This is a genomic window from Helicobacter suis HS1, assembly GCF_026000295.1.
GTDB lineage: Bacteria > Campylobacterota > Campylobacteria > Campylobacterales > Helicobacteraceae > Helicobacter > Helicobacter suis.
This window is the reverse complement of record NZ_AP026769.1, coordinates 1,196,300-1,219,533: the sequence shown is the minus strand read 5'-3', so window position 1 is coordinate 1,219,533 and position 23,234 is coordinate 1,196,300. Positions and strand designations below refer to the sequence as shown.

7 protein-coding genes and 26 pseudogenes are annotated in these 23,234 nt (G+C 35.2%); 30 read left to right on the top strand and 3 right to left on the bottom strand.

The features are described 5' to 3' along the window. Window positions 1–15: 15 nt before the first annotated feature. From OO773_RS06660 to OO773_RS10055, 22 genes and pseudogenes are all read left to right on the top strand, one after another. Window positions 16–1,593, top strand: coding sequence for a TrbG/VirB9 family P-type conjugative transfer protein (locus OO773_RS06660; protein WP_406600075.1), 1,578 nt, complete (start codon window positions 16–18; stop codon window positions 1,591–1,593). Further along, window positions 1,590–2,792, top strand: coding sequence for a DNA type IV secretion system protein ComB10 (locus OO773_RS06655; protein ID WP_034375657.1), 1,203 nt, complete (start codon window positions 1,590–1,592; stop codon window positions 2,790–2,792). Before OO773_RS06660 ends, OO773_RS06655 begins: the two co-directional genes overlap by 4 nt. Further along, window positions 2,776–5,024 (top strand): annotated as a pseudogene (locus OO773_RS06650) (collagen-like protein). The gene OO773_RS06655 and the pseudogene OO773_RS06650 overlap by 17 nt, the downstream one beginning before the upstream one ends. A gap of 12 nt (window positions 5,025–5,036) precedes the next feature. Further along, a pseudogene (locus tag OO773_RS06645) lies at window positions 5,037–5,627 on the top strand (hypothetical protein); the annotation flags it as partial. A gap of 1 nt (window position 5,628) precedes the next feature. Continuing rightward, a pseudogene (locus OO773_RS06640) lies at window positions 5,629–6,076 on the top strand (collagen-like protein); the annotation flags it as partial. 3 nt (window positions 6,077–6,079) lie between these two features. Then, a pseudogene (locus OO773_RS06635) lies at window positions 6,080–6,286 on the top strand (hypothetical protein); the annotation flags it as partial. Window positions 6,287–6,290: 4 nt separating this feature from the next. Beyond that, window positions 6,291–7,235: a CpaF/VirB11 family protein gene (locus OO773_RS06630; RefSeq protein ID WP_006564526.1), complete on the top strand. Its 945-nt coding sequence runs from the start codon at window positions 6,291–6,293 to the stop codon at window positions 7,233–7,235. Then, window positions 7,232–7,342, top strand: a pseudogene (locus OO773_RS06625) (replication regulatory RepB family protein); the annotation flags it as partial. The gene OO773_RS06630 and the pseudogene OO773_RS06625, both read left to right, overlap by 4 nt. After that, window positions 7,333–7,683 (top strand): annotated as a pseudogene (locus tag OO773_RS06620) (hypothetical protein); the annotation flags it as partial. The pseudogenes OO773_RS06625 and OO773_RS06620, both read left to right, overlap by 10 nt. Before the next feature lie 64 nt (window positions 7,684–7,747). Then, window positions 7,748–7,960, top strand: coding sequence for a hypothetical protein (locus OO773_RS06615; protein WP_180370895.1), 213 nt, complete (start codon window positions 7,748–7,750; stop codon window positions 7,958–7,960). A gap of 178 nt (window positions 7,961–8,138) precedes the next feature. Continuing rightward, window positions 8,139–10,279: pseudogene (locus OO773_RS10070) on the top strand (type IV secretory system conjugative DNA transfer family protein). Window positions 10,280–10,298: 19 nt separating this feature from the next. Continuing rightward, window positions 10,299–10,772: pseudogene (locus OO773_RS06605) on the top strand (hypothetical protein); the annotation flags it as partial. 165 nt (window positions 10,773–10,937) lie between these two features. Next, window positions 10,938–11,179, top strand: a pseudogene (locus tag OO773_RS06600) (type IV secretory system conjugative DNA transfer family protein); the annotation flags it as partial. A gap of 89 nt (window positions 11,180–11,268) precedes the next feature. Continuing rightward, window positions 11,269–11,430: pseudogene (locus OO773_RS06595) on the top strand (toprim domain-containing protein); the annotation flags it as partial. Between the two features lie 2 nt (window positions 11,431–11,432). Continuing rightward, window positions 11,433–11,567, top strand: a pseudogene (locus OO773_RS06590) (TraM recognition domain-containing protein); the annotation flags it as partial. A gap of 82 nt (window positions 11,568–11,649) precedes the next feature. Then, window positions 11,650–12,427: pseudogene (locus tag OO773_RS06585) on the top strand (DNA topoisomerase); the annotation flags it as partial. Between the two features lie 25 nt (window positions 12,428–12,452). Then, window positions 12,453–12,677: pseudogene (locus OO773_RS06580) on the top strand (hypothetical protein); the annotation flags it as partial. Between the two features lies 1 nt (window position 12,678). After that, window positions 12,679–12,949: pseudogene (locus OO773_RS10065) on the top strand (DNA topoisomerase); the annotation flags it as partial. Between the two features lie 191 nt (window positions 12,950–13,140). Beyond that, a pseudogene (locus OO773_RS10060) lies at window positions 13,141–13,329 on the top strand (DNA topoisomerase I); the annotation flags it as partial. 54 nt (window positions 13,330–13,383) lie between these two features. After that, window positions 13,384–13,854: a hypothetical protein gene (locus OO773_RS06570; RefSeq protein ID WP_000965788.1), complete on the top strand. Its 471-nt coding sequence runs from the start codon at window positions 13,384–13,386 to the stop codon at window positions 13,852–13,854. Beyond that, a pseudogene (locus OO773_RS06565) lies at window positions 13,824–13,964 on the top strand (nucleotidyl transferase AbiEii/AbiGii toxin family protein); the annotation flags it as partial. The gene OO773_RS06570 and the pseudogene OO773_RS06565, both read left to right, overlap by 31 nt. Before the next feature lie 105 nt (window positions 13,965–14,069). Further along, a pseudogene (locus tag OO773_RS10055) lies at window positions 14,070–14,560 on the top strand (DNA topoisomerase); the annotation flags it as partial. Here the strand turns inward: OO773_RS10055 and OO773_RS06550 are convergent. Together OO773_RS06550 and OO773_RS06545 are read right to left on the bottom strand one after the other, a co-directional pair. Further along, a complete protein-coding gene (locus OO773_RS06550) occupies window positions 14,511–14,912 on the bottom strand; it encodes a hypothetical protein (RefSeq protein ID WP_264828734.1) in 402 nt (133 codons plus the stop codon). The pseudogene OO773_RS10055 and the gene OO773_RS06550 overlap by 50 nt on opposite strands. Window positions 14,913–14,958: 46 nt before the next feature. Then, window positions 14,959–15,620, bottom strand: a pseudogene (locus OO773_RS06545) (AAA family ATPase). Here OO773_RS06545 and OO773_RS06540 point away from each other — a divergent pair. Both OO773_RS06540 and OO773_RS06535 read left to right on the top strand, forming a co-directional pair. Continuing rightward, a pseudogene (locus OO773_RS06540) lies at window positions 15,617–15,847 on the top strand (hypothetical protein); the annotation flags it as partial. The pseudogenes OO773_RS06545 and OO773_RS06540 sit on opposite strands and share 4 nt — an antisense overlap. Continuing rightward, window positions 15,817–15,957, top strand: a pseudogene (locus tag OO773_RS06535) (nucleotidyl transferase AbiEii/AbiGii toxin family protein); the annotation flags it as partial. The pseudogenes OO773_RS06540 and OO773_RS06535, both read left to right, overlap by 31 nt. Here OO773_RS06535 and OO773_RS06530 read toward each other — a convergent pair. Continuing rightward, window positions 15,954–16,295: pseudogene (locus tag OO773_RS06530) on the bottom strand (hypothetical protein); the annotation flags it as partial. The pseudogenes OO773_RS06535 and OO773_RS06530 sit on opposite strands and share 4 nt — an antisense overlap. A 129-nt stretch (window positions 16,296–16,424) precedes the next feature. Between OO773_RS06530 and OO773_RS06525 the strand changes: the two are divergent. The 6 genes and pseudogenes from OO773_RS06525 to OO773_RS06495 all read left to right on the top strand — a co-directional run. Further along, a pseudogene (locus OO773_RS06525) lies at window positions 16,425–17,477 on the top strand (ArdC family protein). Beyond that, window positions 17,477–19,333, top strand: coding sequence for a V-type ATP synthase subunit I domain-containing protein (locus OO773_RS06520; RefSeq protein ID WP_176485348.1), 1,857 nt, complete (start codon window positions 17,477–17,479; stop codon window positions 19,331–19,333). The pseudogene OO773_RS06525 and the gene OO773_RS06520 overlap by 1 nt, the downstream one beginning before the upstream one ends. Window positions 19,334–19,359: 26 nt before the next feature. Continuing rightward, window positions 19,360–20,792: pseudogene (locus OO773_RS06515) on the top strand (hypothetical protein). Next, window positions 20,789–20,990 (top strand): annotated as a pseudogene (locus tag OO773_RS10050) (P-type conjugative transfer protein TrbL); the annotation flags it as partial. The pseudogenes OO773_RS06515 and OO773_RS10050, both read left to right, overlap by 4 nt. Before the next feature lie 86 nt (window positions 20,991–21,076). Continuing rightward, a pseudogene (locus tag OO773_RS06500) lies at window positions 21,077–22,039 on the top strand (P-type conjugative transfer protein TrbL); the annotation flags it as partial. Next, a pseudogene (locus tag OO773_RS06495) lies at window positions 22,036–23,175 on the top strand (hypothetical protein); the annotation flags it as partial. The pseudogenes OO773_RS06500 and OO773_RS06495, both read left to right, overlap by 4 nt. Window positions 23,176–23,234: the final 59 nt, after the last annotated feature.

Below are 23,234 nucleotides of genomic sequence, written 5' to 3'. Positions count from 1 at the left end.
AATTATAATGAGCCTATGGATTATTCACAAAATCCTACAATACAACCCTTTAATAACGCACCTACAAATAACTATAACCAGCCACAAGAAACACAACCTAGCACTAACTACAACACACAGCCTAATTATCCACAAACACCTATTCAAAATCAAAATACCTATTCACAACCCACTACACCTATACAAAATAGCCAGTCAAATAACACACAAACTCAAACAATGTTAAATAACGCCAAACAATTCACTAATAATGCTCTTAATAGCGCCAAGCAAACTATCAATAATGCCACTAATTATGTCAATAACAAGCTAACTCCAAAACCTAATGATGTGCCTATTAGTGCGTTTAGTGCTAATAGTCCTTATGCAAACAAAGAAGTGTCTAAACAAACTCAAAAGAGCGATGATGCATACCCACAAAACGATGACAATAATAATGATGATAATTCCCTAAAACCCATGACTAATTTTAACGCTATTCAAAGTAACTTCTTTGCTAAAAACCGCTCCATAAAAGATAACGCTCATTTTATCCATTACACCATAGGCGATACTTTTAATATTCGCCTAAGATACGCTATGACAACCACTTTTATTTTTGATGAACCCATTGCTCAAGTAGTTTTAGGCGATGATATAGGTTTTTCTACTAAAATGCTAGGCGAAGATAAAGAGCATTTGATTTCTAATATTTTACTCATTAAGCCTTTACAAATCGGAGTGGATAGCAACCTTACTATTATTGGAAAAAGCGGTAAGGTGTATAGCTTTTATGTGTTTTCAACCACTTACACAAGTTCTAAAAACCCAGCCTTAATGGTGTATGTGTCTTCTAAAGAGTATTTTAAACATTTCACTAGCTCCAAAAAAGAAACCAATAAAGAAATTAAAACCACTCATAGCACCCCAAACAAAGACATTAAAGTAAGCCATAACGCACCTAAAAAGATAACTAAAAAATCACACAGCATTAAAGAACAAAACCCAAAGTCAAAAAACCCTACTACTAAAACAGCAATAGCAAATGCTCCCCTTTCTTTAAATCGTTTCAAATCCCCTAGTTATCCCCCTAGTAACGCTCTAGCTAATTCTAGAAAGGCTTCAGAAAATTTTAAAGTGATTAGTAACAAAACTAAAACTTTAAAAGAGCATAGACACAGCCAAGATGAAATGAAGTATGTGGATTACTCCGCCAAAATCAAAGATGATGGCAAGTTCATTAGGATTGGGGACAATGTCAATCACATCTATATCAACAAGAAAAAAATGGAATATGGCTATGTCATTATAGATAAGAAAAAACGCAAATGGTATTGCTTATGGATGTGCAAAAAGATTGTTAAATCTAAGTATAAAGATGATTTACCCACCCAAATCTTTAATGATGAGCAATTTACTTATTTTAAGTTCAACCGCTCTAATTCTAGAAGTAAATTCCCTGTGGTTTATAAGGTCGTAGATGGCTATGATAATCCTGTTAATAGCAGAGTAGTAGGCGATTATCTAATCGCTGAAGATGTCTCAAATCAATGGAATTTAAAGCTTGGTAAAGCCTATCTTTGTATAGAAAAGATAGCAAAGAGGGCAAGATGAAACAATCCTTGCTTAAAAAGATAGGCTTAGGTGTTGGGGGCTTTGTTGTTTTAATGGCATTAGGATTGCTTGCTAATAAAGGTTCAAACAATAACAATAAAGAAGAAATTTACAGCATAGAAGAAAGTAAATTCCCCTTAAGCGATTATTTCTTTGAAGAAGTCAAAGAAGAACCAAAAAAAGAAGAAAACCCCAAAACAATAACTACGCCACAACCTACAGCTCCAACTACTACCAATGTTTCAACTAATCCTATCATTACAGATTATAGTCATCTTAACAGCAATCTCAACAAGCAAAATGACACCATCACGCATTTGCAACAAGTTTTACAAAGCCCCCCTAAAATGAAACCTAAATTAAAGCATACTAAAGAGCAATTAGAGTTTTTAAACACACGCCTTAAACCTTTAGAACCAACTAAACCAGCCATTAAGCCTGAGACGGAATATGGCGTGGATAGTTTTAGCAATTTAAAATATAAAGACATCGGCACTAATGAGCATAAGCTATTAAGAACTATAACCGCTGATAGAATGATACCAGCCTTTTTAATCACGCCTATTAGCTCTCAAATTGCTGGAAAAGTAACCGCCCAAGTAGAGAGCGATATATTTGCTTCTATGGGTAGAGCGGTGCTAATCCCTAAAGGCTCTAAGGTTATAGGCTATTACAATAATAACAATCAAATTGGACAATACCGCCTTAACATTGCTTGGACTAGAATTATCACGCCTCAAGGCATAAACATCATGCTCACTAACGCAAGGGGGGCTGATGTGAAGGGTTATAATGGCTTAGTAGGCAAATACATTAGCCGAAACTTTCAACGCTATGGTATCCCCTTACTCACTAACACGCTCTCTAATGGTCTTTTAATAGGAATTACTTCAGCCTTAGCTAATAGGCAAAATAGAAAAGGTGATGGCAACCCTTTTTTTGGGGATTACTTGCTTATGCAACTCACTAGAAACACAGGCATGGGGATTAACCAAGTTATCAATCAAATGCTAAGACAATACGGAGCGCAAAACCCCATTATCATCATTAGAGAGGGGAGCAGAGTGTTTATTACCCCTAATTTAGACATCTTTATCCCCAAACCAAAAGATGGGGAGGTTCTAGCGGAGTTTTTTAAAGAGAAAAAACCACTAATCAAAAAATCAAACGAGGAAGTTAATAATGAAGAAGAAATCTAATGTTTTTAAAATTTTGATGAGTTTATGTTTAGTTACTTCAATAAGCCATGCTCTTGTGATACAGACCATGCAAGATTGGAATTTAAGAAAAAATAGCGAATTTAAAGCTTTTGTGGTTGTGGGTAATAAGGTTCAAGAAAATACCATTGCTATGGGTCATTACAAGGTCTCTAAGAATAGAGCTAATCTTTCAATTAGTGTAACGCATATTAAAAAGGGCAATGATTATAAGACCTTACAAAGCCCCCCAAACGCCATTAAAGAAATTAAAAGCAAACTGGTTCTTAAAAAAGGCACAAGGATTGTCTTAGGCGGTGAAAACGATAGTGAGATGTCTAATGCCATAGGGGTGAGTAAAAGTGCGTATGTCTCTAGTAAAAATGGCAAAGGTTTTAGTGGGAGTGGGGCAAGTGGCATGGGATATGCAAGTGGTTATGGAGGCACAAGCAATAACGCTGGCTCTAATGGCACAAGTGCAAATGGAGTAAATGGCACTTCTGGTAATAATGGGGCTAAAGGGGAAAATGGAAGTAGTGGAGCAAATGGAGCTAATGGCACAAGTGGTTATCAAGGCGTAGGCTCTAACCCATTCCCCCCAATTGCTGGAAGTGGTAGTGGTTCTAGTGGGAGTTCTAATAGTGGCTATACCCCCTTTATGAGTGGAGGCGGAGGTATAGGGGGCATGGGAGGAGGCTTTATCCCTTTCCCTTATTCGCCCGGACTTCAAAATGGTAGTGGTGCTAATGGAATTGATGGCACAAATGGAGTTAATGGAGCTAATGGCACAAGTGGGGCTAATGGGGATAATAGTGCCAATGGAGGCACTGCTAGTGCAGATAGCCATTATACCAATGAATTTTGCACCGCTCCCATTAGAAATGGCAACACGATGAGTTTAGATATTGTAGATAGAAATGGCTCTTGCTTTAAAATGCAAGCCTTTAGAAACGACAATGTCTGTCAATACAGCTATGACTTTGAAAACATGAAAGCCATTAAGCAAACGCAGTTTTATTTCATTAACAGAGAAAATAAAAGTGTGAATATTGGCGGTTGTGTGGATTTGTATGGAAAACAATTTGAATTTACTATGTATGAAGACGCTAATAAATGCAAACTAGATACCACTACCGATAAAGGCTATGGGAGTGGGAGTGCGAGTTTTTTTCAAACAGAGATTTTATTTCGTGGACTTGATAATCTTATCCATATGGCTAAAAGTTGCACCGATTTTGCAGGCGTTCAAGAACAATTAGTCAAATACGATAATGACCCTGCCACTAGAACGGTTCAAAGAGTGGTCAATCAATACTATATTGACCCTATCACTAAACAAAATGTTTTTATCAGTCATAATGTGGTTAGCCCTTTGAAATTTAGTTATCAAACTTATGCATGTGGTAATGGCAGTTTGATGATGCTAAATTAGAGGCTTATCGCCCCACTCAAATTCGTATCTTTGATACGGTAGCTAATCAATACTACAATGTAACAGGCTGTGATTACACTTCTGATATGGGTAAAGTGCCTAAAATTGTCCAACCTTATACCAAAATCAATGTTGCAAGTTCAGTTAAAGGCGAAGAAGTAGGCGATTTAGACACTACAGATGGTTCTAATGATAATTTGCCACAATACACTACCTTTGAAATTCAAGAAATGTCATTAAATAGTAGTCAATGGACTGCCACTTCTTATTGTAAGGATTCCTGGGGTTCTTGGACTAAAACCTATGGTTACACAGGATATTCTCAAGGCAATCTAAGAACCCTAGCTAAATGGGTTACACAATATAAAACCATCAATCAAGGCACAACCATTGAATATATCCGCCCTAGAAATGAGGGCGATAGTGATGCAGTGTATGATACCTATAAATACTATTATGTCTCACAAGCTCAAAAAACGCTCAAACGCATTCCTTTGACTATCTATATTAATAGTCTTAATTTGAGCGATGAATATCGTAAAAATTTTGAACTCACCACTTTAAGCCAAGAGCTTAATCTCAATAATGGTGTTAAGCAACTTATTAACACGCAAGATTTTACCAATTGGCAAGCCACTTATTACCGCCCTAATGGGAATGGTAATTTGTGTATGTCTTATAGTTTTAGCTCTGGTAGTCCTTGGAAATCTAGCGATAAAGGCAAGTATTGCTCATGGGCGCAAACACCTAATGCTAATTATTCTTGTGCCTCACACAATAATTGGATTGTCCCTAACCAATAAGAAAGGAAAGTAATGGATTTACATTTAAAAAAAGCCTTGTTTTTAGCTAGTCTTAGTTGCTTGAATGCGAATGAAAGCTTTGTGGATAATAGCGATTTTTTAGCCATTATGCCTAGTGATAAAGAAGAAGAAAATACTCCACAAGTTAAATTAGAACACAAGCTAGAACAAAAAGTTGCTCCACAAAATACCCTTAAAGAGCAAGAAGTAACTCCCTTAAAGAGCGCTGAGTTGTTACAAAGTCAAGTTAAAAGAGAATTTAAAGAAAAAAAGAAAGCTCAAAAACATTTCAAAGCTATGCAAACTAAAAACGGCTTTTTCTTGGGCTCAGAAATTGCTATTAAAGGAACAAAATTAACTCAAAGTCTAAGCCTTATCTCTAATGCTACAGATGATTTAATCACTTATAGCCACACTTCTAGTAACGCTAATTTTAATATGGGCGTTTTAATGGGGTACCAGCATTACTTTGGAGCTACAAAAAAACATGGGATTAAATTTTCAATGCATTTGTATGGAGGCACACCTAGTTCTATAACCACAAATATAGACATTTACAAATCTAAGGTTAGCGCTAATTACACGCCGTTAAACTTTGGACTATGAATTTTGCACCGCTCCCATTAGAAATGGCAACACGATGAGTTTAGATATTGTAGATAGAAATGGCTCTTGCTTTAAAATGCAAGCCTTTAGAAACGACAATGTCTGTCAATACAGCTATGACTTTGAAAACATGAAAGCCATTAAGCAAACGCAGTTTTATTTCATTAACAGAGAAAATAAAAGTGTGAATATTGGCGGTTGTGTGGATTTGTATGGAAAACAATTTGAATTTACTATGTATGAAGACGCTAATAAATGCAAACTAGATACCACTACCGATAAAGGCTATGGGAGTGGGAGTGCGAGTTTTTCAAACAGAGATTTTATTTCGTGGACTTGATAATCTTATCCATATGGCTAAAAGTTGCACCGATTTTGCAGGCGTTCAAGAACAATTAGTCAAATACGATAATGACCCTGCCACTAGAACGGTTCAAAGAGTGGTACTAAAGGAAGCAGAAATGCCATTGAGTAATATTCAAAAAGCTAAGGAATTAAAAAACAACGCCAATTTAATTGTTCGACGCACTGATGAATTAGGCAAGGCTATCAATAAGCGTGAAAGCTTACAAAGAGAGTTTGACAGACGCATTAAGACCTTGGATAACAAGATTGAAACGCTTAGTAAAAAGATTGAAGAGTTAAAAAGAGAGTAATTTTATGGACTTAGACAAACTCAAAGATTATAGGGCTTTAAGAAACGCTATTTTAAGGCTCTTGCCTTATTTAGATAGCGGTATTACAGAGCTGATTATGAATAAAGAAAAAGAAATTTGGCTCTATAAGCTTGATGGAACTAGAGAAAAAGTCTTTGATGAAAATTTAGACAAAGCTTTTCTACTTGGTTTTGGGGAGCAATTAGCGAGTTTTAGAGATTTATTCTTTAACGCTAATTACCCCACCCTTAATACTTCCATTCCTACTTCTAGATATAGAGTTAGCATGAACCACTTTGCTATTAGTGCGGATAATGAATTGAGCTTGAATATTAGAGTGCCAAGCGAGAAAAAGTTTGATTTAAAAGCTTTCAAGCTCTCTAGTGTGTGTCAATACGACTATGAGTATTTACAAAAGCTGATGATTGAGGGAAAGAACTTGCTTATTAGTGGAGGCACAGGCAGTGGAAAAACAAGCTTTTTAAACGCTTTGATTGAATTTATCCCTAAACACACACGAATAGTGAGTGTAGAAGATAGCGAAGAATTAGATTTAAGAGCGTTTGAAAATCATAAATCCTTATTAGTGGATAAGACCGAAAGTTCTAAATTTACCTATGAAAACGCCTTGAATATGGCAATGAGAATGAGTCCTGATAGGCTTATGGTAGGTGAGATTGACACACGAAATGCTATGCTTTTTTTAAGATTTGGCAATACAGGGCATAAAGGCATGGTTTCTACTTTACATGCAGATAGCGTGCATGGGGTCATAGAGGCGATTGCTTTAAATCTACAGATGAATAAAAGTGGTTTAGATGTAAAAGTAGCTAGAAAATTCTTTGAAAGCAGTGTGGATATAGTTGTTCAAATTGTGCTTGATAAAGCCACTAACACTAGATATATCCAAGAAATCTTACCCACCAAAGAATTAAGAAGTAGCCTATGAAAAAGTATCAAAACAAACGCAAGCTAGGCAAACACATCAATTGCTTTATCTCTCAAAATGCCAAAGAAGTTTTAGAGCGCTATTTAAAATCTAAAAAACTAAAATTGCTATTAAAGGAACAAAATTAACTCAAAGTCTAAGCCTTATCTCTAATGCTACAGATGATTTAATCACTTATAGCCACACTTCTAGTAACGCTAATTTTAATATGGGCGTTTTAATGGGGTACCAGCATTACTTTGGAGCTACAAAAAAACATGGGATTAAATTTTCAATGCATTTGTATGGAGGCACACCTAGTTCTATAACCACAAATATAGACATTTACAAATCTAAGGTTAGCGCTAATTACACGCCGTTAAACTTTGGACTAGATATAAAGTATTTGTTTGACTTTTTAAATGTCATTAAAAAGAACCGCCACACACTAGGATTAAGCGTAGGCTATCTCAAAAGTCCTTAATGCTCTTTAATGAAAAACAATCTATTACTGAGTCAAAAAAGGATAACGCATGAAAATGCAATTTGTGAAAGCCTTTTGTGTGCTTTTTAGCATTTTACTTATCCCCTTATTTTTTATCTTGGCAAATTATTACACTTTTGATGCCTTAAAGTCGTTTAGACAGGCTTATTTTTTCTCTCAAAGTGTGTTTGTAGGGCTTTATAAGGGAGCGAGTATCTTAGATGTGAAGTGCCCAAATGCTAAAGACATTTGGGCTTCCTAGGCTGATGTTGCCCGTAGGGAGAGTTTGGTTCTCACTCTGTGTCCCTATAGTAGGGATTTTACAGAGTTTGAGCTCCAACGCATTCCCTACAGGTCTCACACATCATATCTCCAAAGGCGTAACTTCCGACACTTCCTGCCGTAGATACGAATGTATGGGGACATTATACCACAAATTAGTGGCATTCATCCCACCCGCTAAAGACGAGTGGGATTTCTGCCGGAGAGTTTTAAAATTTGAAGTCTATATCACTATGCTTATTTCTTTAATGCCTTTAATGGCTACAATTTATATTAGAAAAGAGAGGACTAATATGACTTTAGACAAACTCAAAGATTATAGGGCTTTAAGAAACGCTATTTTAAGGCTCTTGCCTTATTTAGATAGCGGTATTACAGAGCTGATTATGATAGGGGTGCAATTTGATAATGGCTTTATTCTAGGAAAATTTGGTTTTCCAAAACTTAGAGATGTGTGTTATGACAAGCCTTTAGGAGCCATGATTGTTGCACCACGCGGAGCTGGTAAAACCGCATGCGTGGCTTTACCAAATCACCCTTAATACTTCCATTCCTACTTCTAGATATAGAGTTAGCATGAACCACTTTGCTATTAGTGCGGATAATGAATTGAGCTTGAATATTAGAGTGCCAAGCGAGAAAAAGTTTGATTTAATGATAATACTTGCTATTTTAATCCTTTTGATAAAAGGATTGTAAAACCCATGAACTTTGACCAACGCCTAAGGCTTGTTCAAGAAAATGCCAATAATGTCTTTATTAGCGAAGAAAAAGGCGAAGACCATTGGGTACTAAAGCTAAAGATTTGTTTAGTTTTTATGCCTTGTATGATGTTTGTTCCAAAGATGAAACAAACTTTTTTGATGTCGCTATGGGTCCAAATAGAGATTATGTTAATTTGATTGACAAAAGAAGCCGTTATTACAAACAACTCTATCAACACGATAAAAAAACAGGCGAAATTATCCTAGACCCACAAACTAATGAGCCTATTTTAATCCCTAATGTGAATGCGAGAAAATTATGGTATTTGCAAGTTTCAGAGCAAAAATATGTCGACCCCAAAGACCCTAGAAATTTTGACACCAATGAGCCTGAACCAGCCCCTAGAAGTGAAGGGGCATTAGATGAAATTGTAAGAAATGATGCAAGAGCTTGGTCTAATAGTGCTGAAGAAGAATTTGCAAGTATCATTTCTACCTTTAATCGCTTTGTGTCTGTTTTTAAGAGCAATCAAGTAAGAATTGCTACTTCTAAAATGAGCTTTGATTATGAAGAATTAAGAACGGACCTCAAAATGCCAAAGAAGTTTTAGAGCGCTATTTAAAATCTAAAAAACTAAACATTACAGAGTGTATAGAAAATCTTATTTTAGAATTAGACCCTAATAAAGAAAATCTAAAAGCAAGAGATTTTTATGAGAGTTTGTTTAAAGTTATTAGTATCAACCAGCATGTCTATAGAGAACTTATGGCTAATAGTAATGTGTCGAATCAATTAACCTGTCCCCTTATTCATCACACAAGATTATGCGATGATTAGAAAATATTATAGCGATGATGATTTGAAAATCTTAAAAGGCGTGGTGCATTATAACATTGTCTTTAAGATGAATAGCGCTGAAGATGCTGAGATTGTCTCTAAGGAAGTGGGCGAATTTACCAGACAATCTAAAAACTATTCTACTGACAAAAATCAATTAGTCTTTGGAGGTAGTTCTTCTTATAATTACTGAGGTAGAAACTTACTCACAGCCCAAGACATTATGAATATAGAATCAGATGAAGTCATTGTAATTGTTACAGGGGCTAAAGCGACCCCTTTAAAACTTAAGGCTAATTATTGGTTCAAAGATAAAGAGCTTTTAAAAAGAGCTAATTTGCCTATTGATTTAGAAGTAGAAAGAAAAAGAGTTGAAGAGCCTACGCAACCCACTACAGAAATTACAACGCCCCCTAATCAAAACAAACAAGATACAGCTAACTTAGAACCAAGTAATAAGGGAGAATATACAGAAAATGAAAGTAGTGAAAGTAACAACGAGAATAATCCCACTATACCACAAAAAGAGAGTGAAAATTCAAACCCAACAGAAAGCGAGAAAGACCATGAAAACCCCACTACTTCACAAGAAAAAAGCAAGAATGAAAACACGGAGCAAGAAAATGATGAGACTGATGAGATTTTAAAAAAGCCACTCAATGAAATGAACACAGAAGAAAAAAGAGCCTTGTTTAAGAAAATGCAACAAGGCGATGAAGAAAGCGAACAAGAAGTTCTACAAGACACCCAAAGTTAAATTTTAAAAGGAGCAAAAAATGGCATATAAACCCAGCAAAAAGAAACTTCAAACTTTAAGAGAAGAACCTAATTTATTCAGCATTTTAGATGATGGCGATGTAATCAATACTAGCTCTTATAAACAAGAGCCAGAGCCACAAATAAAAGAACCACAATCTAGCGCTACACAAAATCCTAACAAAGAACAAGAAACGCCTAATTATGTCGTAAAAACTCAAATCAATACAGCAAGAATGATTTCTAGAAATCCTATTGAATGGGCAAGGTATTTAAGCTTTGAAAGACGAGCGCATAAGGATAATAGTAAAGAAGATGTCAATTTCTTTGCTAATGGTGAGATAAAAGAAAGTTCTCGTGTTTATGAAGCGAATGAGGAAGGGTTTGAAAGGCGCATAACTAAAAGATACGATCTGATTGACACCATAAGAAATAGAGAATTTTTTTCAAAAGAAATTGACGCTTTAACCTACACAAACAGCTTACCAAATATTGCCTATAGCCCTAGCAATATGGTTTATAAGAACGATACTGCCAACATGTTTAGCTCTCACTAATAATGTTGATTACTATGAGAACGAACAAGAAGTGGAAATTACTAAATCAAGGGGTAGAAGATGAGAAAGCAGTCTAACAAATTCAAACGAGCTTTTTAAAAAGACCCACAAACTAATGAGCCTATTTTAATCCCTAATGTGAATGCGAGAAAATTATGGTATTTGCAAGTTTCAGAGCAAAAATATGTCGACCCCAAAGACCCTAGAAATTTTGACACCAATGAGCCTGAACCAGCCCCTAGAAGTGAAGGGGCATTAGATGAAATTGTAAGAAATGATGCAAGAGCTTGGTCTAATAGTGCTGAAGAAGAATTTGCAAGTATCATTTCTACCTGAAGATTTTATGTCCCTAAGAAGTTTAGTTTATCTTTCTGTGCTTGAGTTGGAAGAAACGATAAATCCTAATAAAATCCCATTTTAAAGGAGCAATCAAATGAATAACAGCGTCATCATTATTGAAAGTCCTAATAAGGTAGCTAAGATTAAAGAAATCACAGGAGCAAAGGTCTTTGCTACCATAGGGCATTTTATGCAACTTAAAAGCTATGATGAAAGTAATAACTTTAAGCCGACCTTTGAATACGACCCACAAAAGACTTATTAGAAATGCCAGCATTGTGTCGTTCTTATAATGTTGTCCCCTTATTCATCACACAAGATTATGCGATGATTAGAAAATATTATAGCGATGATGATTTGAAAATCTTAAAAGGCGTGGTGCATTATAACATTAGCGGAGTTTTTTGAAATCACACCAAGTGGGATTAACAAGGGCTTACAAAACGCCCTTTTATTTGAAAACACTAATAAGCAAATGTATCAAAGCGCTTTAGCAAGACGAGTTGCAGATATGCTTTTAGGTTTTACGCTCTCCCCTTATTTAGGCAAAGCTTTAGGGCAAATGAAAGGCTCTAGTGCTGGAAGAGTGCAAACGCCTTGCTTAAAGCTTATTGTAGATAGAGACAGAGAGATTGAAAAATTTAAGGCTTTACCAGAAAATGAAAAAGTAAGCTATCAAATCCAAGCTAAGATTAACGACAATGCTAATAGAGAAGTCATCATTAAGCATTGTGATGAAAAGGGCGAAGAGATTAAATTCAATGATAAAGAAGAGGCCTTAAAACTCTTTGAGAGCTTAAAGGATAATAAAGCTTGTCTTTTAAAAGATTTAAAAACCTCTGTTGTAGAGACCAAACCTAAAAAGCCCTTTATCACTTCTACGCTTTTAGAAAGAGCTAGTTCTGAGTTAGGTTTAGGTATCGCTGAAGTGCAATCTTTAGCTCAAAGTCTCTTTGAGGCTGGACTAATTACTTATATTAGAACAGATGCTGAAAGTTTGAGCGTAGAGTTTTTAAATGAGGCAGAGAGCTTTTATTTGCCTATTTATAAAGAAGTGTATCAAAAAAGAGAATACAAGGCTGGTAAGCAAAGCCAAGCAGAAGCTCATGAAGCCATTCGTATCACGCACCCCCACAAATACGAAGATTTAGAAAGCATAGTCTATAATGCTAGTATCACTAATCAAGACGCTTTAAAACTCTATAGATTGATTTTTGAAAGAACCATTGAAAGTCAAGGCAAGAATGCCAATCTAGCGCTACACAAAATCCTAACAAAGAACAAGAAACGCCTAATTATGTCGTAAAAACTCAAATCAATACAGCAAGAATGATTTCTAGAAATCCTATTGAATGGGCAAGGTATTTAAGCTTTGAAAGACGAGCGCATAAGGATAATAGTAAAGAAGATGTCAATTTCTTTGCTAATGGTGAGATAAAAGAAAGTTCTCGTGTTTATGAAGCGAATGAGGAAGGGTTTGAAAGGCGCATAACTAAAAGATACGGCAGGTTTTGTCAAGCTTTTAGAAAATAAAGGCATAGGCAGACCTAGCACTTATGCGAGTTACTTGCCTACTCTTTAAAAAATTGCCTATAGCCCTAGTAGCCAAGATAAAAAACACATTATTACGCCTACACATAAGGGTAAAAGAGTGGTAGAAGTGTTTGAAAATGCTTATCAATTCATTATTGATTTGACCAAGGGGAAACAAATGGAAGAAGTGCTAGATAAGATTGTAGAAAATAAAAGCAATGTTGTGGATTTTATCTGAAGAGTTGTTTAAAGAGCAATTTGAGATTATGTTTAAAGCATGGGTTGAAATCGTAAAAATGATGTTTGAATTAACCAAAAAAACCAAATTTGATGGCGAAATGATTGGCTACACAGAAGAACTTTTAACCTTTTTAGTTAGAGATTTTTTTAATGGGATTTTTAAATCCAAAGTAATACCTAAAATGCCTATTTGCATGAGTTTTTTAAGAAAAACAACAAAAAGGCTAGTAGCTCTAATAATGATGAAAATAGACCCGCTACGCCTAAACAAATTAGCTTTGCTGAGATGTTAGCTAAAAAGCATAATGTCAAGCTCCCCAAAGGTCATCATTATTGAAAGTCCTAATAAGGTAGCTTTATCAATGAGTATCATAAGAAGTAGTAAGTGAAATTTTGCTAAACTAGAACCTAATTAAAACTAATGAGGGAGTTTAGCATGCTTTATATTCCACCCACTTCAAAAGAAGTCTATGTTAGCTCTATTGTGGCTTTAAATATCCATAGCCCACAAGGCACAGGAGATTGGCATAGTAGCTATGCTTTAATGGAGAATGCGTTTGATGATATAGGGGTTTATATCTATGGTGAAAAACAAGCTCATAATACTAATAAACTACTAGGCAATCTAGGCATTATAGATGGCACAGCAAGGCTCAATAAAATGGGCTATTACCCTAAACATACTCCCACTTATATTGCAGAGCATCCAAGAGCTTGTGTAGATTGTCTCTATGTTTCTGTATTGCAAACTGGAAAGCTAGGGGTTGTTATGCTAGATGAATGGTTTCCTAGTATTGAAGATAAAGAGAGTGTCTATGCTCTTATAGAAGTGATGAAACCCAAATTAAACAAGCAAGAAAGAGAGAATTTGGATAAATGGATAGCAAGAAACCCCATTATAGAGTGAGTTTAAGCGAACAAGCTCTTAATCATGAAAAACTGATGAGAGCCATTGTTAAAAATCTAGCCGACACCCCTATGGTATTAAAAGGCGGAACAGCTTTGTATCTAGGCTATTTTTCTTTGTCATAGTCTTTTCCTAAGCTGATATAAAGTGCGGTGTCTTTGTCTTTAAAGTCTTTGATTTCTTTTGTAGGTTTATAACTCAAAAATTCTCTAATCTCTTTAGGTTTAGGTATCGCTGAAGTGCAATCTTTAGCTCAAAGTCTCTTTGAGGCTGGACTAATTACTTATATTAGAACAGATGCTGAAAGTTTGAGCGTAGAGTTTTTAAATGAGGCAGAGAGCTTTTATTTGCCTATTTATAAAGAAGTGTATCAAAAAAGAGAATACAAGGCTGGTAAGCAAAGCCAAGCAGAAGCTCATGAAGCCATTCGTATCACGCACCCCCACAAATACGAAGATTTAAAATCACTAGGAATAGTGCTTTCATAATCAATAGGACTAAACTTACACATCAAGCGTGAAATAAGAATTTTAGGGGCATTCTCATTGCTTATCTTAGCAAACACCATATTGGCTAAGATATTAGCTAAGATTAACTTCTCTACTAAACTAGCTTGGCTGATTTCTTGTTCTAGTGTGGGTTTTTAGCAATGTTTTCTAAAAAAGAGCTAGAAAATGATGAAAGTAATGATGATAAAGACAATAAATTTCATTATTGCCCTTTTCTTTGTTTTGTAATCTTTCTAGTTGCTTTAAAAGCTTTTGCTCTTGGGTGTTTTTTCTGTGTTTTAAATGCCTAATAAGCGCTTCTTCAATAAAAGTGCTTCGTGTCTCTTTAAATGAGCCAAATTCTAGCAAAAATTCATCAAGTTCTTTTATCACACAAGGACTAAAGGCAATGTTAAAGCTCTTTTTCTTATCTTCATCTAACAAGCTTTTTTTACGCCCCCTTTTTTTAGGGATTTTTACTTCCTTTGTGCTAGGCTCTTGTTTTAGGGGGGTATCTTGGGCTTGTTCTTCAAACTTCTTTTCTAGCTCATCAATTTGTTGTAAATCCATACTTGTACGCTCCTTATTGTGTTTATTTTTGCGCTTTTTAACTCTTCTAAAACGCATGTCTTTTCTCTTTTTCTAAATGGCTTTTTAATTCGTTATAAAAATTAACCCACTCATTGATAGCCTTTTTATCGCTGTATTCTATGACCCCTAAGCCTTCGCTTACACTGCGCTTATAAACAATGCGCTCACTCAAAGAGCTTTCTAAAAGTGTAATCCTATCGCTAGGGTTATTTTCTTTAATAAACTCTATTAAGGCTTGTCTTTCTTTAAGGGTAGGAATAGTAGGCATTCTATTGATGACAATTAAGGCTCTTAGATTTTCATTAAGCTCTTGGAGTTGCTCAATTCTTTCTAGCATATTAGCTAAGACTTCAGTGTCTAATTGGCTAGGAGTTGTTGGCACTAGCACAATATCACTTAAAAGTATAGCTTTTGGGTTTCTTTGCTGTATTCCCCCTTAGTATCAATAAGGATATTTTCATACTTAGATACCATTTGTTTTAAGGTATCGCTAAAGCCACTACTACGATTAAATAAGCTAAAAGTGGGGCGTTCTTTTTCAGCACGAATTGTAGCAAAAGTTTCCATAGACTTTTGGCTATCTGTATCTAAAACAACCACTTCTTTATTGTCTTTGAGTAATTGCACGGCTAAGTTTAAACAAAGCGTGCTTTTACCACTACCACCCTTTTCATTAGCAATGCAAATATACTCCCACTTATATTGCAGAGCATCCAAGAGCTTGTGTAGATTGTCTCTATGTTTCTGTATTGCAAACTGGAAAGCTAGGGGTTGTTATGCTAGATGAATGGTTTCCTAGTATTGAAGATAAAGAGAGTGTCTATGCTCTTATAGAAGTGATGAAACCCAAATTAAACAAGCAAGAAAGAGAGAATTTGGATAAATGGATAGCAAGAAACCCCATTATAGAGTGAGTTTAAGCGAACAAGCTCTTAATCATGAAAAACTGATGAGAGCCATTGTTAAAAATCTAGCCGACACCCCTATGGTATTAAAAGGCGGAACAGCTTTGTATCTAGGCTATTTTTCTTTGTCATAGTCTTTTCCTAAGCTGATATAAAGTGCGGTGTCTTTGTCTTTAAAGTCTTTGATTTCTTTTGTAGGTTTATAACTCAAAAATTCTCTAATCTCTTTAGCATAACCTTTTACTAAAACTTGCAATAAGTCAATATCATAAGAAAATTTATCTTTAAGGACATTTTGAGCGATTTCTATTAAGCACTCATCATAGATTTCTACACTTTCATTAAACACTTCTTCTACATCACTTTCTTTAATACCATTTAAATATAGATAGTAATTAAAGAGCCTATCTTCTTTTTCTTCATTTAGCCATTCTAAATCATCTTCATATTCTTCTTCAACCCTATAAGTGAGGAGCAAATGTTAGATTTTATGCAAATGGGAGTAGAGCCTAAAAGCGAACAAGAAACAAAAATAGAGTTAGAACATTCCTTAGAAAATGAAGTCAATAAAAACAAGGAGCATTAAATGAAAGCGTGGAATGAAATGGATATTAAAGAGCAAAAAGAGGTTTTTGCTAGGTTTTTAGCGAGCGAAATTGCTAAAAGTTTAGAATCTGGATTAGAGTTTAAGCCAAATAATAGAGCTTATAATGGTAATGCTGGCAATGCCTATAATGGCTTAAATTCTCTTATTTTAGATGCCAAGCAACATGAGAATGGCTATGAGAGTAATGTTTGGGTAGGTTTAGATGATGCCTTAAAACTTGGGGCAAACCCTAAAGAAGTGGAGCATATTAAAAACAACACTAAGAGTAAAGTTCTTTTATCACACAAGGACTAAAGGCAATGTTAAAGCTCTTTTTCTTATTATGAAATGCGCTATGTTAAGGCAAGAGATGAACAGGGTAATTTAATCCCCCTTAAAGACAAAGAGGGCAATCTTAAGCATTATTCTAACGGCGAAGTGATTTATGAGAATGAAAAAGTTCCTCAAAGAGACAAAGAGGGTAATATCAAGTATATGCAAGATGGCAAAACGCCCTTTTACGAATTTAAAAAAGAAAAGATAGACATAGAGCCGACTTTAGAGATTAAAAATCTCTACAATGTCAATGTTTTTCAAACGCTAGACAAAACTAAGCTTAAAGAATTAGACCCTAAAACTTTACACTGCGCTTATAAACAATGCGCTCACTCAAAGAGCTTTCTAAAAGTGGTGATTTATGATTTATCCAAGCATTTGAATGAAAAGCAGTATAACAAAGTGCTAGATTATGTCAATCAATATGGGGCAACCCATCATGAAAAAAGAAAGCAACACAAAATCTATCAAGAACCACAGCAACAAATTGCACCTAATGCAGACAACAATGCCAAAGAAAACAACACTAAAGAGCCAAACAACAATGAAATGAATATGGCAGAGTTTTCTAAAATGCTTGAAATGGCTCAAAACAATCCCCAAATGTTAGCGATGTTGCAACAAACTCTTAATAAAGGAGCAGAGCAACAAAAGCATGACCACTACTTTGCCAATGATGAAGTAGTGCTTACTCAATCTAAAGGCAGGGGCAGATAATGCAAGATTTTATCAATGGATTTTTAAAGGCGTGGAAAGCTTGGAGTGATGATGGAAAGGACGCTTTTTTAGAGAGTTTTTTAGATGAAGTTAAAAATTCTAAAAATGACCCCACCAATTTTTTAGGCATTTTAGAACAAGAAATCAAGTCTTTAAGCCAAGAGGGCTTAAAAGATGACATTTCTTTTATGCTAGAAGTCATTGAGAGCATGAAAAATGAAATCTCTAATACAAAAGACAATGAAAATGTAAGCGATTTTTTTAATGCGTTCCAACAAGAAATCAATGAAGAGCAATCTATCTCTAATGATAATCCAAGCGAGTTTGTAGAAAGTTTAGAAAAAGTGATTGTTGAGACAAAAAATGCTAATAAACATGAGATACAAAATTCTAGCGAAAATGAAGTAGAGCTTACAGAAGAAAAAAGCTTTTTAGAAATGAGCGAAGATGAGTATTATGAATACCAACAAGAGCAATACATACAAATGAATGAAGATGATGGTATCGCACGAGCTACTGATGAGTTAGAGCAACAAGAGCTTGAAAGCAAGACATTACAAGAGCATGAAGAAAACCAAATCAAAAGAGCCGAAGAAATTAGTATCACAGAGAATGAAAATGAGTTAGCCAAACAAGAACTAGAAAAATATGCCCTAGAAGCTGAAAATAAAAGCTTAAAGCAATACAATGAGAGCCAAAACCCTGATACTCTCTATGAGCAACAAGTCGCACAAGAGCAAAGCAAAGAAGAAGAACTATCAAATAAGCAAGACTTAGAATTAGAAACATTAAGGAATAACAATATCAAGAAAGGTTTAGATGATGAGAGTTTAGGGCTTTTAGAAAGTTTGCAAATCCTAAGAAATGAAACAAACGAAGTTGCTAACTACTTAAGAGCTAATGAGATTGACTATTCAAGACCCACAGGTGAGAACACTACAAGTAAAATCGCCTCTCTTGCTTTAGAAGAAAACAACCAGCTTAATGAAAAAGAAACTAACACACAAGAACAAGCCAAACACACAGAAAAAGAGCAAGAAAAGCCCAAGATTGCCCCTAACAATGACATAGACCTTAAAGACAAATACGCTAACTTGCATAGTTTCTTCAAACAAACTGAGCTTGACATTAAACAAAAGCGCATTAAGACTAAGCTTGATTTTAAAGAGAGCTTTTTAAATTACGCTAAAAACCACATGAATGAAGATGAATTGAAAGTCTTATTAGTGGTAAGCCAAAAAGAGCCAACCAAGCTCACTAAAGAGCATATCAATTTGATTAAGGATTGCTTAGAACAAGCGCATGGTAATAAGCACATGCAAGATAAGGGCTTGCAATTAAGCGTTAAGTCTATCTTGGGGCACCAATTAGAAAAAGAACACCACGAAGTCTTAAAAGATTATTTAGTTAAATCTAAAGATAGCTTAGAGCCTATGGATAATAGAGTGTATGAAGTGATGCGAAAGCATTTAGACAAGCAACAAGCAAAAACACTCAAAAATTTAGATAGCGCCACTCAAAGTGTGGGGGTAAATGCTAATAAAAATTCAGAGCAACCTAAAAACTCACAAAATGAGCCAAGACAAGAGACTACTAACGCTCAAACTAATAGAACCGCTACACAACAAGAAATCCAAGAGAAAGCACAGAGTAATAACAGCGATGAGCCTTGGATTGAGTTTGGTAAAAAAGAACAAGCTAGAGCTAAAGCACACTATCAAGCTATGCTAGAAAGAGAAAAAGCTAAAGAATTAGCTAAAGAGCAAAATAACGCTCAAAAAGAAGTGAAAAAAGAAATGCCAACTATAGATTATGGCTACACACAAAATACGCTCTCTAAGAGCAGAAAGCGTTAGGAAAATCCTATGAGTTAGAAAATCCTATGAGTTATATCCCTAATCTCACTGCCTTGCCTTTGCATGAGATTTTATTAGATAATGGCTATGTTATCAACAAAAATAAGCATAGCAAGAATAACCCTTGCTTAAAGCATGAAAACGAAGAGGGAAGTTTAGTCATCTTTAAAAATCAAAATAAAGATGGCTCAATTAGTTACACCTACAAAGAAACTCATACCGATAAGGTCGGTAATATCATTACTTTTTGTAAGGATAGAAATATCAGCGTTGAAGACTTACTCGCTGGGAAGTTAGAAGGCTATCGCAATAAAAAAGACACTCTACAAGCAAGGGATAACTCTAGCGAAAATAACGAAGAAATTCAAAAAATCATCAATGAGTTTAAAAACCTTAAACCCTATGATTTACAAAACGCTACACTCATTAAAAAGCGTGGCATTGATACAAAGCTATTAGAGCCTTATAAAGAGCATTTAAAAACGGACAATTTTGAGACTCTTAATGCTGCTAAATATTTGACTTTTGAGAATAAAAATCTTAATGTCATACCCATTCATCAGTGTGGGATTAACAAACGCCTAAATACTCCCTTAAGCACAGACAAAGAGGGCAACATAAGAGACAAGCCATTAAAATCTATCGCACAAGGAAGTAAAGGCATAGAAGTCTTGTTCCCTAATGAAAGCAAGACATTACAAGAGCATGAAGAAAACCAAATCAAAAGAGCCGAAGAAATTAGTATCACAGAGAATGAAAATGAGTTAGCCAAACAAGAACTAGAAAAATATGCCCTAGAAGCTGAAAATAAAAGCTTAAAGCAATACAATGAGAGCCAAAACCCTGATACTCTCTATGAGCAACAAGTCGCACAAGAGCTTATCTAAAACAAGAAGAACAATGGCAAGCAAGACTTAGAATTAGAAACATTAAGGAATAACAATATCAAGAAAGGTTTAGATGATGAGAGTTTAGGGCTTTTAGAAAGTTTGCAAATCCTAAGAAATGAAACAAACGAAGTTGCTAACTACTTAAGAGCTAATGAGATTGACTATTCAAGACCCACAGGTGAGAACACTACAAGTAAAATCGCCTCTCTTGCTTTAGAAGAAAACAACCAGCTTAATGAAAAAGAAACTAACACACAAGAACAAACGCTACAACACAGCAATTCCCTACTATTTACAAGCCTTTTTCTAAGGATTGTAACGATGATTTGAAACTAGCCCATATTATAGAGAGTAAAACTACCAATATCCACATTATGGCGGAGTTTTTAGAAAGTTCTTTAGAGAAATTAAATAGCAACGACATTTTTAAATTACGCTAAAAACCACATGAATGAAGATGAATTGAAAGTCTTATTATTAAGCCCTTTAATGAAAGGCTTAAAGGCATTTTAGAAAACGCTAAAGAAAACTTACAAGCACAGAGTTATACTAAGGGGAGGGGGAGATGAATTTTTTTGATGTCATTTTGGGCATGTTTGTTGAACCTGCCCAAAAAGTAGCTGAAATCCTCGCTAAACATGCTAGTAGTTTTTTTCACGCACAACTCATTTTAAACACCATTATCAGCATTTTATTTATGATATGGGCTTATAAGAGAGTGAAAGAGGGCGATATGTTTGAGTTTAAAACCGCTATGGGTGTAGCGCCACTCAAAGTGTGGGGGTAAATGCTAATAAAAATTCAGAGCAACCTAAAAACTCACAAAATGAGCCAAGACAAGAGACTACTAACGCCATCTGAAAAACTAGCCATACTTATCGCTCAAAGCCTAAATGATGGCTTAGAAATCCCCACTAACGCTAATTTAAGTCCTAGTGAAATTTTTAGCATAGGAAATTTAGCCTCAAGTGCGTATGCAATGATAGTTAATCTATGGGATAATGCCTTTAATGGAGTAACCATGTTTAATTGGCTTACCATGATACCTAAACTCATCATGTTTTTTCTAGTGGTTTTAGGGGAATTATTGTTTTTAGGGTTATTACTCATTATTGTGCTATTAGTTACAGCAGAAATTTTTTTGTGGTCAGCATTAGGTTTAATTGTATTGCCCTTAGGCTTAATCCCCCAAACTAAGGGCATGTTATTTAGCTATCTTAAAAAGCTCATTTCTCTTACTTTTTATATGAAAACGAAGAGGGAAGTAGCCTTTTTAAATTATGGGATAATCTATAAGGTTAATGCTCTCATACCCACTAAGACAGAAATCGCACAAGGCTTTTATGGTAGTGCTGACAAAATGGCAAAAGAAGGGCATATCATTGATGCCTTTGGTAATGTCTTAAAGGGGGATTGGAACTCTTATATCGCTCATAGCTCTATTGTAGGCTTTTTAACTATTATTACTTTAGGCTCTGTAGTTTGTTTCTTTCTCATCAAACGAGTGCCTGATTTTATCAACAATATCTTTGGCACAAGTGGGGGTGTAGGAGCAGTAACAGAAATGATGCAAAAAATCGGTATGACAATAGGCGGAGCTGTAGTAGGAGGCTCTATGGTTATGGTAGCTAATCAAATGAAACAAGCTTATCAAAATGCTGGGGGCGGATTAGCAGGGCTTCAAGCTGGAGCCAAAGCTTTTGGGCTTGGAGCAATCAGCGGAGGGGCAAGTGCTATGGCAAATCACAGGAGTGTTAAAGCTGGGGTGAAACACTTTGTAGCAAGTGTTAAAAATGGATTTGATAATAATAGATGAAAGGTTTAACAATGAAAAAATTAGTTTTTAGCATGCTTTTATGTTGTAAAAGCGTGTTTGCAGAGGGGGAAACTCCTTTGATTGTCAATGACCCAGAACTCCATGCTGGTCAAGCCACTGTGATAGGTAAAATGGTAGATAGCATTAAAAAGTATGAAGAGATTATCTCTAAAGCTCAAGCCCAAATCAATCAGTTGCAAAAAGTCAATAACATGATAAATACAACTAATTCTTTGATTAGTGGTAGTGCCATTACTTTAGCCAATCCCATGCAAGTGATACAAAACGCTCAGTATCAAATAGAGAGCATTAGATACAACTATGAGAATTTAAAGCAAAGCATAGAAAATTGGAACGCACAAAATTTGTTAAGAAACAAATACTTACAGCAACAATGCCCTTGGCTTAATGTCAATGCTCTTACTAACAATAAGATTGTCAATCTTAAAAATCTCAATAACCTAATCACCAAAAATGGCGAACAAACCCAAACCGCAAGAGATGTGCAAAATTTAATCCAATCTCTAAGTAGCAGTGGCTATGAAAACATGCAATCACTTGCTGGGGAATTGAGTGGTAGAGCGTGGGGGGAAATGTTGTGTAAAATGGTAAACGATAGTAATTATGAAAGCGAGCAAGCTCTTTTAGCAACAGGCAATAGCTCAGAAGAGCAAAAACGAAGATTTCTGCTTAGAGTAAAGAAAAAGGTTAATGATAATAGGCAGTTAAAAAAGAAACTTGACCCATTTCTAAAAAGACTTGATGTCCTACAAACTGAGTTTGGTGTAACTGACCCTACAGCTAACCATAATAAGCAAGGGATACATTATTGCACAGAAAATAAAGAGACAGGTAAATGCGACCCTATTAAAAATGTATTTAGGACAACTCGCTTAGATAACGAATTAGAACAAGAAATCCAAACGCTCACACTTGATTTAACCAAAGCCCCCAATAAAGACGCTCAAAGCCAAGCCTACGCAAATTTCAATCAAAGGATTAAATTACTTACTCTAAAATATTTAAAAGAAATTACCAATCAAATGCTCTTTTTAAATCAAACAATGGCAATGCAAAGCGAGATTATGGCAGATGATTATTTTAGGCAAAATAATGATGGCTTTGGGAAAGAACAATTCAAACAGAGGCACTAGAGCAAGAAATAGAATGGTTTTCACAAGACTATCACATTCCT